This window comes from Clostridium gasigenes (assembly GCF_017348895.1).
Classification (GTDB): domain Bacteria; phylum Bacillota; class Clostridia; order Clostridiales; family Clostridiaceae; genus Clostridium; species Clostridium gasigenes.
The window spans coordinates 2,241,371-2,257,464 of sequence record NZ_CP071376.1; the positions used below are offsets into that span (position 1 = coordinate 2,241,371).

Genomic DNA, 16,094 nt, shown 5'->3' on the forward strand with positions numbered 1-16,094 from the left:
TAAATATAAGTATAAAAGGCTTTAAAAAAATAATAGACCTATTTACTAAGCTATTATTTCTTGAAGGGCACTAAATTAAGAAATTTTTAAGAATTATATTAGTTTTTTATTAAGAAATTAAGAATAAAGTTAGGTTAATTAATAGATAACATATTAGATATTTTGTTTAATAAATATAATATGATAAAATTATATTATAATTTAAGGGGAGCGATTAGTTATGGATAAAGAGAGAATTTTAATAGTAGATGATGAAAAAGAAATTAGAGATCTAATTGAAATATATTTAAAAAGTGAAGGATATAAGACTATAAAGGCTGAAAATGGAGAAGAGGCATTAGATATATTAAAAACTGAAGAAGTTGATTTAATTATATTAGATATAATGATGCCTAAGTTAAATGGAATAGAGGCTTGTTTAAAGATAAGAGAGGAAAGAGAAATGCCGATAATTATGCTATCAGCTAAAAGTGAGGATTTAGATAAAATACTTGGGCTTAATACAGGAGCAGATGATTATTTAACTAAGCCTTTTAACCCACTTGAGTTAATAGCTAGAATTAAATCACAGCTTAGAAGGTATAAAAGGTTTAATGCTAAAAATGAAATAATAGATAATGAATCAAAAGAAGCGAAAAATATAATCGAAATAGATGATTTGGGTATAAACTTAGAGACTCATGAAGTTTGGAAAGATGAAGTTTTGATAAAACTTACGCCAACAGAGTTTGATATTTTAGTAGTACTTGCTCAAAATAGAGGCAAGGTATTTAGCATAGAAAATATTTATAATAGTGTGTGGAAACAAGAGTTTATGAAATCTGATAATACTGTTATGGTACATATAAGAAAAGTAAGAGAAAAAATAGAGGATGACCCAAGAAAGCCTAAGTTTATAAAAACAGTATGGGGGGTAGGCTATAAAATTGAAAAATAACAACAATTATAAAACGCAGAAGATGGAAATAAAAGAGCAAAAAAAAATATTTGAAAAGCAGATGAAAGAAGAAAAAATAAATTTTAAAAGAGAAAGACAAATAGAAAATGCACAAAATAGAGGACTTGTAAATAGAGTTAAATTATTTGCAAGAAGATTTTGGATTAAATTTTCGAAATCTAGAATTGGAAATAAAATAAATGAATTTATTTATTGGTTAATGAAGAGAATAGAGAAAAGTATTCGTTTTGAGTTAATGGTGGTTTTTGCAGTATGTTTTGCAATTTCAGTTATATTTTATGGAATATCTAACAATATCTTATCAAGAGATTATACAAGTAGTAGTATAAAATATGATTATGAAACAATAAAAGATAAGGCATTGCGACTAGTAAATGAAATATCCTATGAAAAAGAAAAATCAGGGCATAATGGTAGTGCTGAAAGTAATTCTATAGATAGAAATGGAGAAGTAGGAGCATATAGAGAAAGTATTGAAAATACATTGCTAATGTATAAGGATAGTAAGATTAAAGTGTATTTAACTGATTTAGATGGAAAGGTTATATATAAAAGTAACGGAGCTGGAGAAGAAAAACTTGATATTTATGCAATTTTAGATAAAAGTAATAATATTGCTTCGGATGGAGAAGAAAGAACACTATTATATCCAATTAAAATAGGAGAAACTAGAAACTATTTAATATATTCAGAAATTCCAACACCAAGAATAAATATAGAAACCTATAAAGGGGAAAAATCGTTCTTTGCATTAATATTATCAGTTTTAGTATTTATATCAGCCTTTATAGTTATAACAAATAGAAAAATAAAATACTTAGATGATATTGTTAAAGGGGTTAATATAGTATCTTGTGGGGATTTAGCTTATAGGGTAGAAGAAAAAGGTAAAGATGAAATTACAAGTCTTGCAGTTAATATTAACACTATGACAGAAGAAATTGAAAGAAGAATTCAAAGTGAAAGAGCAGCTGAAAAAACAAAGGGTGAGCTTATAACAAATGTTTCGCATGATTTAAGAACTCCTTTAACATCGGTAATGGGATATATTGGTCTGATTAAGGATGGGAAATATGAAAATGAAACTATGATGAAGGAATATCTAGATATTGCTTTTAGCAAATCAAATCAATTAAAAGAACTTATAGAAGATTTGTTTGAATATACAAAGCTTAATAATAATGGAATAGTAATAGATAGAGAAAAAGTTAATTTAGTAGATTTTTTAGCTCAAATAATAGAAGAATATATGCCTCTTTTTGATGAAAATTCATTAAAAGTCGTAAAGAAATTTGCAGATGATAAAACAGAAGTAAATATAGATACAGGAAAAATAGTTAGGGTCTTTGAAAATTTGTTTTCTAATGCAATAAAATATTCATTTAAACCTGGGGAAGTTGTTATTTCTTCTTATCAAAATAATGGATATGCGAATATTATAATTAAGAATAGTGGAGAAACAATTACAAAAGAAAAGATGGATAAATTATTTGATAGGTTTTATAGAGCAGATGAAGCAAGGAATTCAAATGTTAAAGGTAGCGGCCTTGGACTTGCGATATCTAAAAATATAATAGAACTACATGAGGGCAAAATATGGGCAGAATGTATAGGTAATGATATAAGTTTCTTTATTAAATTAAGAGCAGTATAAGAGAAATTATTTATTGTTTTTTCAAAATCATTTAGGGCTATTAAAATAAGTTTAAAACAGTAACAATTATTAGATTTTATAATAACATATTAAGGAGAAGTATTTTTTTAGTGGAGGAACAATGCAAAATAAAAATGATAAGAGTCTTTTTGGAATAGACATAAATGAATTTACTCAAGGGGTGGATTTTGAGGTTTTATCTAAAACATTAGATTTTCTATATCTAAGATCCTCAGGATCAGGTTCAGCTGGTGGAGGATTTAGAGTAGATAAAAAATTTCTAGAATATGCTCCTAAAGCAAGGCAATATAAAATACCAGTTGGGGCATATCATTATGGAGTACCTTCTTATGATTTGACAGCTGCAGATGCTCAATGTGATGATTTTATAAACTTATTACAACAAGGGTTTGGAGAAAAAAACTATGGAGATCTTTTTCCTGTATTAGATATAGAAGCACCAATAGAGGAAAAGATAAGTACAAAAGCATTAGTAACATGGGTAGATAGATTTAGAAAGAGATTTGAGAAGAAAACTAGAAGACGATTAATGCTATATACAGGATTATTTTTTATTGACCTTTACAATGATTTTAACGTACCCGGTATTGGGCACCCTTTAAAGAATATGCCACTATGGATAGCAATGTACACAAATGTACCTATAAATCCTCCTTATCCACCAGATGCAGGTGGATGGAAGAGATGGAGAATTTGGCAATTTAGTGAAAGTGCTATTGTAGAAGGAGTTTCTAATCCAGTAGATGCTAATTGGGGGCCAGATAGCATAGATCTTTTAACACAACCAAGAAGTATAACTGGATTGAAAGCTGTTAGAGAAGGTAAAAAAATATTGGTAAATTGGAACCCGAATACGGATACAGATCTTTTGGGTTATAACTTATTTGTAAATGGTTATTGGATAACTACATTAAATAAGAATGATACAAAGTTTGAAATTAACGAGAGTGATTTACCAGTTACAGCCAAAGGTTTAATTACTATAAGTATTGAAGCTTTTGATAATGATGGAGAAGTATCACAAATTAGAAGTAAGGTAGTTGTATAAGAGGTATTAAAAGTTTAATATGGAATAAAAAACAAAAAAATCTGGCTAAGGCTGGATTTTTTTGTTTTTAAATATTTTGTTAAAATAAAAAAATATATTTTATTATTTAATTTTAACTAAATGTATTAAAATAAATTTCGATATAATATATAATAAGAAACAGTAGTATTTTAAAAAAAATTAGTACTGTATAAAATAAGGCACTTGAAAAAGGACTAGCATAGTAGCTTGTTATTTTTTGAAGATGCTTAAATTAAGATATATAAATATATCTATGGGAGGTGTGTAATAATTGAAAAAAAATAAAAGTCTACAAAAAAGCAATTATAATGAATTATTTGAAAAAAATAAAAAGCCAATAATGATTGGTTCAGTTGTTTTAGTTGCAATTATTGCATCAAGTTTAGCCTATGGAATAGGTTTAAATAAGAACGTTAAGGCATGGGAAAACAAAGTTTACCCTGGAGTTAATGTTTATGGCGTGGAAATTGGTGGGTTAACTAAAGAAGAGGCTATAAAATCTTTAAATGAAAAATTATCAGTAAATATTATGGACAAGACTTTAGCAGTAACTGCTGGAGAACGAAAGTTTGATTTGAAATATTCTGATTTAAATCTAAGTTATGATGTAGAAGCTATTGCTACAGATGCCGTTAAATATGGTAAAGATGGTAGCAACTTTTCAAAAAATACTAAAATAAAAAAAAGTAAGGATCATAATATAGAAGGGGAAATTTCCTATGATGAAGGTAAATTAAAAGAATTTGAGGATACTGTAAAATCTACTGTAGATGTGGAACCAAAGGATGCTAAAATATCAACAAATAGTGGAAATATAGTAATTATACCAGAAGTAGTTGGAAATAAAATCGATGGAGAGGATCTTCATAATAAACTTGTTGAAAATATAAATAAAAATCTATCTAATAAAGTTGAATTAACTTTTGAATTAAAAGAATCTAAAGCAAGACTAACTAAAGATGATTTAAGTCAAATAGATAGTAAGCTTAGTTCATATAGTAATAGTTATAGAATGACTGGAGATGGAAGAGTAAGAAATATGGAAATTGCAGCTCAAACTGTAAGTGGTATTGTTTTAATGCCTGGGGATGAGTTCAGTTATAATGACTTAATTGGAGATACTACGCCAGATAAAGGTTATGAAAAAGCTAATACTTATGTAGGAAATAAAATAGTTCCAGATTATGGCGGTGGTATATGTCAAGTTTCAACAACTTTATATAGGGCTGTAATGAAAGCTAACATACGATCAACTGAACGAAGAAATCATTCACTAATGGTTGGATACTCAGAGGCAGGGTTAGATGCGACAGTAGCTTATGGGTTTGTTGATTATAAGTTTAAGAATACTTATGATTTTCCAATTTATATTGAAGGAGCTGTAGGCGGGGGAACTGTAGGATTTAGTATTTATGGAAATAAATCAAAATTTGGTGAAAAAACATATGAATTAGTTAACGAAGTTTTGGAAACTTATAAACCCGGAAATGAGTATGTTGATGATCCTACATTAGAAATAGGAAAAGAAGTGATTCAATCATATGGTATGACTGGGTATAAAGCTAGTTCGTATCAAGTAACTTATGAAAATGGAACTGAAGTTAATAGAGAAATTGTTGCAACAGATGTATATGGTACTACAAAGAGTGTAGTTAAAAGAGGCACTAAGAAACCAGTAAATACGCCTCCACCAGCAAATGTAGCAACACCTACACCAGTGCCGACACCGGTACCAACACCTACACCGGTACCAACACCGGTGCCAGCACCAAAAGTAGCACAATAAAATATAGTTAAGAAAGCTTAGGAATTTTTAATTTCTAAGCTTTTAATTATGTGTATGAAAAAAAAGTAATGTATATTGTTCAACATAATTATTTAATGAAATTATATGTAGAAACTAATGGGAAAAATATATTGAAATAACAGAGGAGTTATAAAATAAATACAAATGGATAGTATAATAGTGAAGTAGAGTGTATTTAATAAGGAAAAGTGATATTATAATAATATAAATTAAGGTGGAGAAAAAGATTTATTCAAGTGTGGCATAAGTGAAAAACAACTAATATTAATAAAATATTTAGATGCCTAGCAGAAGAGGAGTTTTTTTATGAAGTATAAGATGGTTTGTATTGACATGGATGGTACCTTGCTTGGAAAAGGACGCAATATATCAGAAAAAAGTAAGGAAATTATTAAAAAAGCCCATGAAAAGGGTGTTGAAATAGTAGTAACAACTGGACGTATTTATAATAATGCAGCATATTTTTCACATATACTTGGAGTTAAGTCTCCGGTAATTGCTGCAAATGGAGCTATAGTTAGAGAAAATAATAATAATATAATATATGAAGAATATATTCCAACCGTAGATTGTTTAGAGATTATTAAGGTTTTAGATAAAAATAAAATATCATTTCAATTTTATACAACAGATACAATATATTGTAGTAACCTAATAAGTAAAATGGCAACAGAACTATTTATGACTAAACAAATAGGTTATGAAATGTTGAAAATAAAATATATTATGGTAGATAAAATAGAAAGGTGGGAAGATATTTTTAAAAATAATGAAGGTAAGATGACAAAGTGTATAGCAATATCTCCTAAAGCTAGAAAGATAGAGAGTGTTAAAAAGGCACTAAAAAAAGTGAAGAATATTACTATCTATGGTTCAGGCAAAAGGAGTATAGAAATAAATTATAAAGAAGTATCAAAAGGAAATGCAGTAAAAGTACTTGGAGAATATTATGGAATAAGCTCTGATGAAATTATGTGCATAGGAGATAATGAAAATGATATTTCAATGATAAAATATGCAGGGCTTGGGGTTGCTATGGGAAACGCAATAGCGGAAGTAAAGGCAGTAGCAGATTTTGTTACTGAAACTAATAAAGAGGAAGGCGTAGCTTTAGCTATACAGAAATTTATAATTGATGAAGAGAGTTGACTAAATACTAACAGCTAATGTCTTTGACTATTATATAATGATATAGTATGATTATGGGTAGGTGAAATTAAACTAAGAGTAAGATGAAAGTTCATATTACTCTTATTATGCTTATCAATAGGATAAGTTCTTCTAAATTTCAGATGGAGTTAGATATTTTTTGAAGATCCATAAACTTTATCTAAAGATAAGAATAACTTGAAGAATTGGAGGATGAAAAAAATGAATTTTAATATAGTTATGTATCAACCGGAAATTCCACAAAATACAGGAAATATAGCAAGAACTTGCGTGCTTACTAATTCAACCTTGCATTTAATTAAGCCGCTAGGATTCAAAATAGATGATAAACAAGTGAAAAGAGCTGGACTTGATTATTGGAAAGAGTTAAAACTTGAAGTACATGAAAGCTATGAAGATTTCATGTCTAAATACGGAAATGAAAGAATCTTTTTAGCAACTACACATGGCGGAGTCTACTATAATGAGGCAACTTTTAAAAAAGGTGATTTTATAATGTTTGGAAGAGAATCCTCAGGAGTGCCAGAGGCTGTCCATAATGAACATAATGGAATAAGAATTCCAATGATAGAAACTAGTACAAGAAGCTTAAATATTTCAAATACAGCAGCGATAGTTGTATATGAAGCCTTAAGACAAATAGGTTTCCCAAATATGAAATAAAAAGTGGTAGGGGGTGAGAGAATGCAAAAAATAAAGATAATTACTGATAGTTGTTTAGATATACCAAAATATCTTATAGAAGAAAATGACATAGAAGTTTTACCGGTACTAATAAATTTTGAAGAAGAAAGTTATTTAGATACAATTGAAATAACTGTTTCTGAAATGCAAAAGAAAATAGAACAAAAGAAAATTTTACCAACTACAGCGCAGATAATTCCCCTAAGATTTGAAGAATGTTTTAAAAAATATTTAGATCAAGGTTATAAAATAGTAGCTTTAATAATGTCAGCTAATATGAGTGGTACTTATGAATCAGCTTGTTTAGCTAAAAATATGTTAGAGTCAGATGACATAGTTGTTATAGATTCAAATACTATAACTTCAGGACTTGGATTATTGACTTTGGAAGCATGTAGATTAAGAGATGCAGGGCGATCAATAGTTGAAATAGAAAAGGAATTAAATGAAACTAAAAATAAAATTAAAAGTTCTATTGCATTTGAATCTCTAGATAACCTTGTGAAAGGTGGAAGAATATCTAAAACAGCAGGGGCTATAGGAACTGCTTTAGGATTAAGATTAATTCTAGAAATAAAAGATGGTACAATGGCAGTTAAGGATAAAATAAGAGGAAATAAAAAAGTGATTAAAAAAATTATTTCTGATTATGAGGATGGAAATCCAGATACAAGTAGTCCGGTTGCTCTTTTGGTGTATGATAATGATGACTTATATAATGCTCTAAAAGAGTATTTAGAAGGAAATGATATACAATATATAACTACTACAGTAGGATGTGCAGTAGGAATACATTCAGGTCCTAAAGTTTGTGGATTATTATTTATATCTAAAGAAGCTACAAATAATAATGCTAAAGTAGAATAGTCTATTTTAGTATTGGACTATTGTTTTAAAAAAATGACCAACTAAAAAATAGAGAAAGTCCTTTGGGCTTTCTTTTTTTGAAATTTTTTAGTAAACATTGAATAGAAATTTCTTAAATTATTCTAAATAAAAAATAAAAGAAAACGGTTAGAGTTTGAATATTCAATAAATAGAGTGTATATTAATATTAGAGACTTGGAAAAAAATAGACTGTAAAATTGGTTTATTATTTTTTTGAAAGTACCTTAGAGATATATTTAGAATATTAAAAAACTAAATAATTTTATTGAATGAAGGTGTTAATTTATGAAACTAGATTTTAATTTAAATCTTTCCCAAGAACAAAGGCTTGTGATGACGCAACAAATGCAACTATCTATAAAGTTACTTCAAATGTCATCTTGCGATTTAAGGGAATATATAGACAATGAATTTACAGAAAATCCTATGCTAGAAGGAAATTTTGATACAGTTCAAGAAGAAGGTAATTACCAAGATAAAATTGATTATAAAGAAATGATAAAATATTTAGAATTTGATAATTATGGTTCGCAAAACTATGGCAGTTATGATAGTGATAATGATGTATCACCATTTAATTTTATAACAAAAAAACAATCATTAACCGAATATCTTCATGAACAAGTATTGGAATGTAATGAAGATGAGTTTATTAAAACAATAGTTGGATACATGATTGAAAATCTAGACTCTAGAGGTTATTTAAGTTTTCCTTTAAAGGATATATGTAGAGAACTTGAAATATCAGAAAAACTAGGGAAAGAAGCTTTAGATGTACTTCAAGATTTGGAACCAGATGGAATAGGCGCGAAAGATTTGAAGGAATGTTTGAAAATTCAACTTATTAAAAGAGGTATTTTAGACGAAAATTTAGAAGATATAATAGATAATTATTTAGATTCAATTGCAGATAATAAATACATAAATATTTCAAAAGCTTTAAAAATAACTCCAAAAGAAGCACAAGGTTGTGGAGATTTAATAAAAACATTAGAGCCAAAACCTTCAAGGGGGTTTTATACAGGTGAGGAAGTAAAATTTATAATCCCAGATGCATCTATAAGGAAAATAGATGGAGAATATTTTGTAATTATGAATGAAGGAGCATTACCTAGGTTATCAATTAATAGCTTATATAAACAAATAATTAATAATAAAGGGGACAAGCAAGCAGAGGAATATGTTAAAAATAAATTAAATAGTGCTATGTTTCTAATAAAAAGTATAGAACAAAGAAAAAGTACGCTTCTTAGAATCTTAGAGAAAGTAATTAAAAAGCAAATAGAATACTTTGATAAAGGTCAAAGATATTTAAAACCTATGAGTTTAAAAGAAATGGCAGAAGAATTAGAAGTTCATGAATCGACTATAAGTAGAGCTGTAAGAGATAAATACGTGCTGACAAGTATGGGAACGATTAAAATAAAAGATATATTTACTACAGGTTTAACTTCAAATGAAAATGGTGGAGAAGATGTAGCAGTAGTGAATATTAAGAAACAGATAAAAACACTTGTAGATGAAGAAAATAGAATTAAGCCTTTGTCAGATCAAGTTATATGTAATGAACTAAATAAAAAAGGACTAAATATCTCAAGAAGAACCGTAGCAAAATATAGAGAAGAACTAGGGATAAGATCTTCAAGTAAAAGAAAAAGAATATAAAATGCCTAAGTTTTACAATAAAGAGTGTTTTTTATTTAACAATTAAATAAAAAAAATAGATAAAATACGGCTAGAATACACATCTTAGGAGAGTTTTTGGTAATAAAAAGGCGAAAACTATATAAAAATTTTCAAGAAACCCTTTCATATTTCTAAGATGTGTTTTATAATAGTAACTGTGGGACGCTTGAAAAAAGCGTGGGACGCTTTTCGACCAAGGGAGGGCTAAAAGTGCAGGAAATATTATCATTACAGAAAAAAATAGTTCCTGAGCTTGTAGAAGTCCTGGAAAAAAGATATAACGTTCTAAGAACTATAAGTTATAATCAACCAATTGGTAGAAGAGTTTTAGCAAATCGACTAAATCTTGGGGAAAGAATTGTAAGAACTGAAATTAGTTTTTTAAAATCTCAAAACTTAATTGAGATAAATACCCCAGGAATGACTGTTACTGAAGAGGGACAAGAAGTTGTTGATAGGCTAAAAGATTTTATCCACGAGCTTAAAGGATTATCTGATATTGAAGAGAGTATAAGATCATTCCTTGGGTTAAAAGATGTAATAATTGTTCCAGGAGATACTAATGCAAATCCAACAATATTAAAAGAGCTTGGAAAAGCTACTGCCAATTATGTAAAAACAATTATAAAAAATAATGACATAATTGCATTAACTGGTGGTAATACTATTAAAGAATTTGTTGAAGCATTTCCTAAAATAAATAATGTGTCAGATATTCTTGTTGTTCCAGCCAGAGGCGGAATGGGAAGAAAGGTTGAGAGTCAAGCTAATACTTTAGCAGCATCTTTTGCTAAAAAAATTAATGCAAGCTATAAAATGCTTCATATTCCAGAAAACTTAAGTTTAGAGGTCTTAGACACACTGCTTAAGGAAAAAGAAATAAAAGAAGTAATAGATACTATCCATAAAGCAGATATTCTTATTTATGGAATAGGTAATGCCATTGAAATGGCGGAAAAAAGAGGAACATCTTTAGTTGAAACAGAGAGATTAAGATCCTTAGGAGCCATAGGCGAAGCTTTTGGATGTTATTTTAATAAAGAGTCTAAAGTTGTATCGGAAAATACTTCAATTGGAATAAACATTAATCAAGCTAAAAATATAAGTACGCATATTGCAGTAGCAGCTGGAGAACACAAAGTTGAATCCATTTTGTCTACTATGATGAATAATAAAAATGCTGTGCTTGTAACAGATGAATCTGCAGGAAGAAAAATATTAGAATTTATTAAAGAACAAACTAAATAAGCTTTAAAATTTAATTTTAAATAGATCTATTTTATAGGAGGTAATTGCAATGGTAAACGTAGCGATTAATGGTTTTGGAAGAATAGGAAGATTAGCATTAAGATTAATGATTGACAACCCTGAATTTAACGTGGTAGCAATCAATGATTTAACAGATGCTAAAACATTAACACATTTATTTAAATATGATTCAGCTCAAGGAAGATTTAATGGAAACATTGAACTTAAAGATGGTGGATTTGTAGTTAATGGTAAAGAAATTAAAGTTGTAGCTGAAAGAAATCCAGCTAACTTACCTTGGGGTGAATTAAAAGTAGACGTAGTACTTGAATGTACTGGTTTCTTCGCTGATAAGGAAAAGGCTGAAGCTCATATAACAGCTGGAGCTAAGAAAGTTCTTATATCTGCTCCTGCAACAGGAGACGTTAAGACAATAGTATTTAACGTAAACCAAGATATATTAGATGGAACAGAAACAGTTGTTTCAGGTGCTTCATGTACTACAAACTGTTTAGCTCCAATGGCTAAGGTATTAAATGATCAATTTGGATTAGAAAAAGGATTCATGACTACAATTCATGCATACACAAATGATCAAAATACATTAGATGCTCCACATGCTAAGGGTGACTTAAGAAGAGGAAGAGCTGCTGCTGCAAGCATAGTTCCTAACTCAACTGGAGCTGCTAAAGCAATTGGTTTAGTAATCCCAGCATTAAAGGGTAAATTAGACGGAAACGCTCAAAGAGTACCAGTTATAACTGGTTCATTAACTGAATTAGTTTGTACTTTAGGAAAGAACGTTACTGTAGAAGAAATAAACGCTGCTATGAAAGCTGCTGCTGATGAATCATTCGGTTACACAACTGATGAAATAGTATCTGCTGACGTAATAGGAATTTCATTCGGATCATTATTCGATGGAACTCAAACAAGAGTTATGCAAGTTGGGGATGCACAATTAGTTAAAGTAGCTTCATGGTACGATAACGAAATGTCATACACTAACCAACTTATCAGAACTTTAAAATTCTTAGTAACTAAATAATAAATTTTTATAATTTAATATTTAAGGCATTTCTTTTGGGGATGCCGTGTAAGAAATAAAGACATAGTTGTTGGTCTGGTTTTGTAGTTAATGCTATGAGGTCAGACCAATTTCTTTTAAGCAATACTTTATTTAGTAAAGCTTTTATAAAAAATTGCAAGGGGTGTATATTATTATGAACTTTAACAAAAAAACTATCGAAGATATCGATGTAAAAAGTAAAAGAGTTTTAGTAAGATGTGATTTTAACGTGCCATTAAAAGAAGGCGTTATAACTGACGTGAATAGATTAAATGGTGCATTACCTACTATTAAGTATTTAGTTAAAAATGGAGCTAAGGTTATCCTTTGTTCACATTTAGGAAAAGATGCTTCAAAATCATTAGCACCAGTTGCTACAAAATTAAGCGAACTTTTAGGTCAAACAGTAGTTTTCGCTAGAGATGAAGAAGTTGTTGGAGCAAATGCTAAAAAAGCAGTTGCAGGAATGAATGACGGAGATATCGTATTATTAGAAAACACTAGATGTAGAAAAGAAGAAACTAAAAATGATCCAGCATTCTCAAAAGAATTAGCATCACTTGCTGACGTATTTGTTAATGATGCATTTGGAACTGCTCATAGAGCTCATTGCTCTACAGTTGGAGTTACAGAATTCTTAGATACAGCTGTTTGTGGATACTTAATCCAAAAAGAATTAAAGTTCCTTGGAGAAGCTGTAAATGCTCCAGTTAGACCTTTCGTTGCTATATTAGGTGGAGCTAAGGTTTCAGATAAAATAGCAGTTATAAATAACTTATTAGATAAAGTTGATACATTAATCATTGGTGGAGGAATGGCTTATACATTCCTAAAAGCACAAGGATACGAAATCGGGACTTCATTAGTTGAAGCTGATAGAGTTGACTATGCAATGGAAATGATTGAAAAAGCTAAAGCTAAGGGTGTTAAATTCTTATTACCTGTAGACCATAGAGTTGCAGCAGGATTTAAAGATGTTGAAGCAATAGTTACAGCAGATCAAAACATACCAGAAGGACATATGGGATTAGACATCGGACCTAAAACAGATGCTATATATGCAGATGCTATTAAAGATGCTAAGACTGTTATCTGGAATGGACCTATGGGAGTATTCGAATTCGATAACTTCAATAAGGGTACAATTGCAGTTGCTAAAGCTATGGCTGATGCAGATGCTACAACAGTTATTGGTGGAGGAGACTCAGCTGCAGCTGTTAATATATTAGGATTTGGAGACAAAATGACTCACATATCAACAGGTGGTGGAGCATCACTTGAATTCTTAGAAGGTAAGTTATTACCTGGAATAGAAGCTTTAAATAACTAAAGTACCATAAATAAATAATTAATCAGAGTTATAAAAATTACTGAAAAGTTATTTATTTTAGGTTACCTAATCAATATTAAAATAAATTGAAAAAATAAAATTAAGAGGTGAATATAATGAGAAAAGCAATAATAGCTGGAAATTGGAAAATGAATTACACACCTGCACAAGCAGTTACTGTTATAGAAGAATTAAAATCATTAGTTAAGGATGCTACTTGTGACATAGTTATATGTCCAACTTTTGTTTGTTTAGACGCTGCTTTAAAAGCTGCTGCTGGTTCAAACATTAAAATAGCAGCACAAAACATGCACTTTGCAGAAAATGGTGCTTTCACAGGAGAAGTAGCTCCAGGAATGCTTGAAGCTATGGGAGTTTCTTATGTTGTTATAGGACATAGTGAAAGAAGAGAATATTTCAATGAAACAGATGAAGCTTGTAACAAAAAAGTTAAAGCAGCATATGCTCATAACTTAGTTCCAATTCTTTGTTGTGGAGAATCATTAGAAGATAGAGAAAATGGAACAACTAATAATGTTATCGAAGCTCAAATCAAAGTTGATATAGCTGGATTAACAAATGATCAAGCTAAAAACTTAGTAATAGCTTACGAACCAATTTGGGCTATTGGAACAGGTAAAACTGCTACTTCAGAGCAAGCAAACGAAACTATAGCTGCTATAAGAGGAATGGTTACAGAAATGTACTCAAAAGAAATTGCAGCTGCAGTAAGAATCCAATACGGTGGATCAGTTAAGCCAAACACAATAAGCGAACAAATGGGTATGTCAGATATCGATGGAGCTTTAGTTGGCGGAGCTAGCTTACTTGCTACAGATTTCGCAGGAATAGTTAACTTTAAATAAGAATTTTTTTATAAGACCCTATAATTCATTTATTATGAATTATATGGTCTTATTTTTGTCTTAAGATTAGGCTATGTTATAATTAGTATATAAATAAAGTATAATTTAGTAAATACTTGTATAGAATTATGTATCGGTTGTTAAAAAAACTAATACATAAAGAGTAATTTAACTATGAGCTAATTGATATTAAAGACGAGGGGCGGTAAAATGGAGATTACTTTAAATGCTATTGTGTATATAAGTAATGAAGTTAAAGGTAAAAAGGATATTTCATGGGTCGATGATATTTCTAAAATTGTATTAAAAGAAGAGTAGTGTGGTGGACTAACGGGTTTGAATGATTTTTCACATGTAATTATTATATACTATTTGGATAAAGCAAAATTTGAGATTAATAAACATTTGCAATGTAGACCTCAAAATCGAGATGATATGCCATTGGTTGGTATATTTTTACAGAAGGGAAAGGATAGACCAAATCAAATAGGTATGAAATCAGTTGAAATAATTTCAACTACGGACAATAGCTTAGTAGTAAAAGGATTAGATGCTTGATGGTACTCCTATTTTAGATATTAAACCATATTATCCTATGTACGATTCAAGAAAAGATACAATTGTACCTGAGTGGGTTGAGCGTTTGATGGAACATTATTTTTAACTTATATGAACAGGTTAAATTCCAAGTTATAGAGCATATTGAATAAGAATTTAGACAGTTGGAGGTTATATGGATTTACGATTAAAGTTTAATGAAGATGAAAAAAATTACGACAGCTATAGACCAACATACCCGAAAGAATTATTTTCAGATATTATAAACTATTCTAATATATCAAGCGGTTGTAAAGCCCTAGAAATTGGTATTGGTACAGGGCAGGCTACAGTACCAATTCTTCAAGTTGGTTGTAAAGTAACCGCAATAGAGCTAGGGGCTAACCTCACTCAATATGTTAAGGCTAAGTATAGAGATTATACAAATTTTGAGGTTATTAATGCAGATTTTATTGAACATCCGATTAAATCTCAAACTCTTAATTTAGTGTATTGTGCAACAGCTTTTCATTGGCTACCATTAGAAGAAGGATATACAAAAGTAAGAAATATACTAAAGGATGATGGAACTATAGCTTTATTTTGGAATCATCCATTTCCAAATAGAAAAGATGATATAAGTAACATTGCAAACAAAAAAATATATGATAAATATCGACCATCTAATAAAGAGATAATTGAGTTTAGTAAAAATGATTGTCAACAGCATATCGATGAATTAGCACGATTTGGATTCAAAGATATTATTTCTAAATTATATCATCGACAAAGAACTTTTGCATCAGATGAATATATTTCATTATTGAACACATATTCAGACCATAGAGCATTACCTATGGAAATAAAAAACGACTTTGAAAGAGATATGAAAAATGCAATTGATGAAATTGGCGGAAAAATAAATATATATGATACAATCGATTTATATTTAGCAAGAAAGGGATAAATTCCAATTTGTAGGGTAGATTAAATTAACTTTAAATGGAAAGATGAGTAATGTAAAAGTTCCTCTTAGGGTTATTGATATTCAAAAAGCATTTCTTGATTCCTCATGGGGAAAGCACATGCTATTTTATTATGGTGTGT

Annotated in this window: 14 protein-coding genes; all 14 read left to right on the forward strand. The window is 29.4% G+C overall.

What is annotated here, in order from left to right; all coding sequences use genetic code 11:
* Positions 1-220 precede the first annotated feature (220 nt).
* The 14 genes from J1C67_RS10480 to J1C67_RS10545 all read left to right on the forward strand — a co-directional run bounded on the left by J1C67_RS10480 (position 221) and on the right by J1C67_RS10545 (position 15,954).
* Positions 221-937, forward strand: a complete 717-nt coding sequence (locus J1C67_RS10480; protein WP_167866757.1) for a response regulator transcription factor — start codon at positions 221-223, stop codon at positions 935-937.
* A complete protein-coding gene (locus tag J1C67_RS10485) occupies positions 927-2,612 on the forward strand; it encodes a sensor histidine kinase (RefSeq protein WP_243176791.1) in 1,686 nt (561 codons plus the stop codon). Before J1C67_RS10480 ends, J1C67_RS10485 begins: the two co-directional genes overlap by 11 nt.
* Before the next feature lie 121 nt (positions 2,613-2,733).
* Positions 2,734-3,681 carry a glycoside hydrolase family 25 protein gene (locus J1C67_RS10490; RefSeq protein ID WP_167866758.1) on the forward strand — a complete coding sequence of 316 codons (948 nt, stop codon included), beginning with the start codon at positions 2,734-2,736 and terminating at the stop codon, positions 3,679-3,681.
* Positions 3,682-3,973: 292 nt separating this feature from the next.
* Positions 3,974-5,488 (forward strand): VanW family protein, encoded by a 1,515-nt coding sequence (locus tag J1C67_RS10495; RefSeq protein WP_243176792.1) that lies wholly within the window; start codon positions 3,974-3,976, stop codon positions 5,486-5,488.
* A gap of 327 nt (positions 5,489-5,815) precedes the next feature.
* Positions 5,816-6,658, forward strand: coding sequence for a Cof-type HAD-IIB family hydrolase (locus J1C67_RS10500; RefSeq protein WP_167866759.1), 843 nt, complete (start codon positions 5,816-5,818; stop codon positions 6,656-6,658).
* Between the two features lie 222 nt (positions 6,659-6,880).
* A complete protein-coding gene (locus J1C67_RS10505) occupies positions 6,881-7,342 on the forward strand; it encodes a tRNA (cytidine(34)-2'-O)-methyltransferase (protein ID WP_089971973.1) in 462 nt (153 codons plus the stop codon).
* Positions 7,343-7,363: 21 nt separating this feature from the next.
* Positions 7,364-8,230 (forward strand): DegV family protein, encoded by an 867-nt coding sequence (locus J1C67_RS10510; RefSeq protein ID WP_167866760.1) that lies wholly within the window; start codon positions 7,364-7,366, stop codon positions 8,228-8,230.
* A 306-nt stretch (positions 8,231-8,536) separates the two neighbouring features.
* Positions 8,537-9,916 carry an RNA polymerase factor sigma-54 gene (gene rpoN / locus J1C67_RS10515; RefSeq protein ID WP_167866761.1) on the forward strand — a complete coding sequence of 460 codons (1,380 nt, stop codon included), beginning with the start codon at positions 8,537-8,539 and terminating at the stop codon, positions 9,914-9,916.
* 231 nt (positions 9,917-10,147) lie between these two features.
* Positions 10,148-11,185: a sugar-binding transcriptional regulator gene (locus J1C67_RS10520; RefSeq protein WP_089971967.1), complete on the forward strand. Its 1,038-nt coding sequence runs from the start codon at positions 10,148-10,150 to the stop codon at positions 11,183-11,185.
* A gap of 49 nt (positions 11,186-11,234) precedes the next feature.
* The gene (gene gap / locus J1C67_RS10525; RefSeq protein WP_089971964.1) at positions 11,235-12,233 is read left to right on the forward strand and encodes a type I glyceraldehyde-3-phosphate dehydrogenase; all 999 of its coding nucleotides are present in this window, start codon (positions 11,235-11,237) and stop codon (positions 12,231-12,233) included.
* 175 nt (positions 12,234-12,408) lie between these two features.
* Positions 12,409-13,584 (forward strand): phosphoglycerate kinase, encoded by a 1,176-nt coding sequence (locus J1C67_RS10530; protein WP_167866762.1) that lies wholly within the window; start codon positions 12,409-12,411, stop codon positions 13,582-13,584.
* A gap of 116 nt (positions 13,585-13,700) precedes the next feature.
* A complete protein-coding gene (gene tpiA, locus J1C67_RS10535) occupies positions 13,701-14,450 on the forward strand; it encodes a triose-phosphate isomerase (protein WP_167866763.1) in 750 nt (249 codons plus the stop codon).
* Between the two features lie 336 nt (positions 14,451-14,786).
* Entirely contained in the window at positions 14,787-15,008 is a 222-nt protein-coding gene (locus J1C67_RS19445; protein ID WP_243176794.1) for a TrmO family methyltransferase domain-containing protein, read from the forward strand.
* Positions 15,009-15,183: 175 nt separating this feature from the next.
* Entirely contained in the window at positions 15,184-15,954 is a 771-nt protein-coding gene (locus J1C67_RS10545; RefSeq protein ID WP_167866764.1) for a class I SAM-dependent methyltransferase, read from the forward strand.
* Positions 15,955-16,094 lie beyond the last annotated feature (140 nt).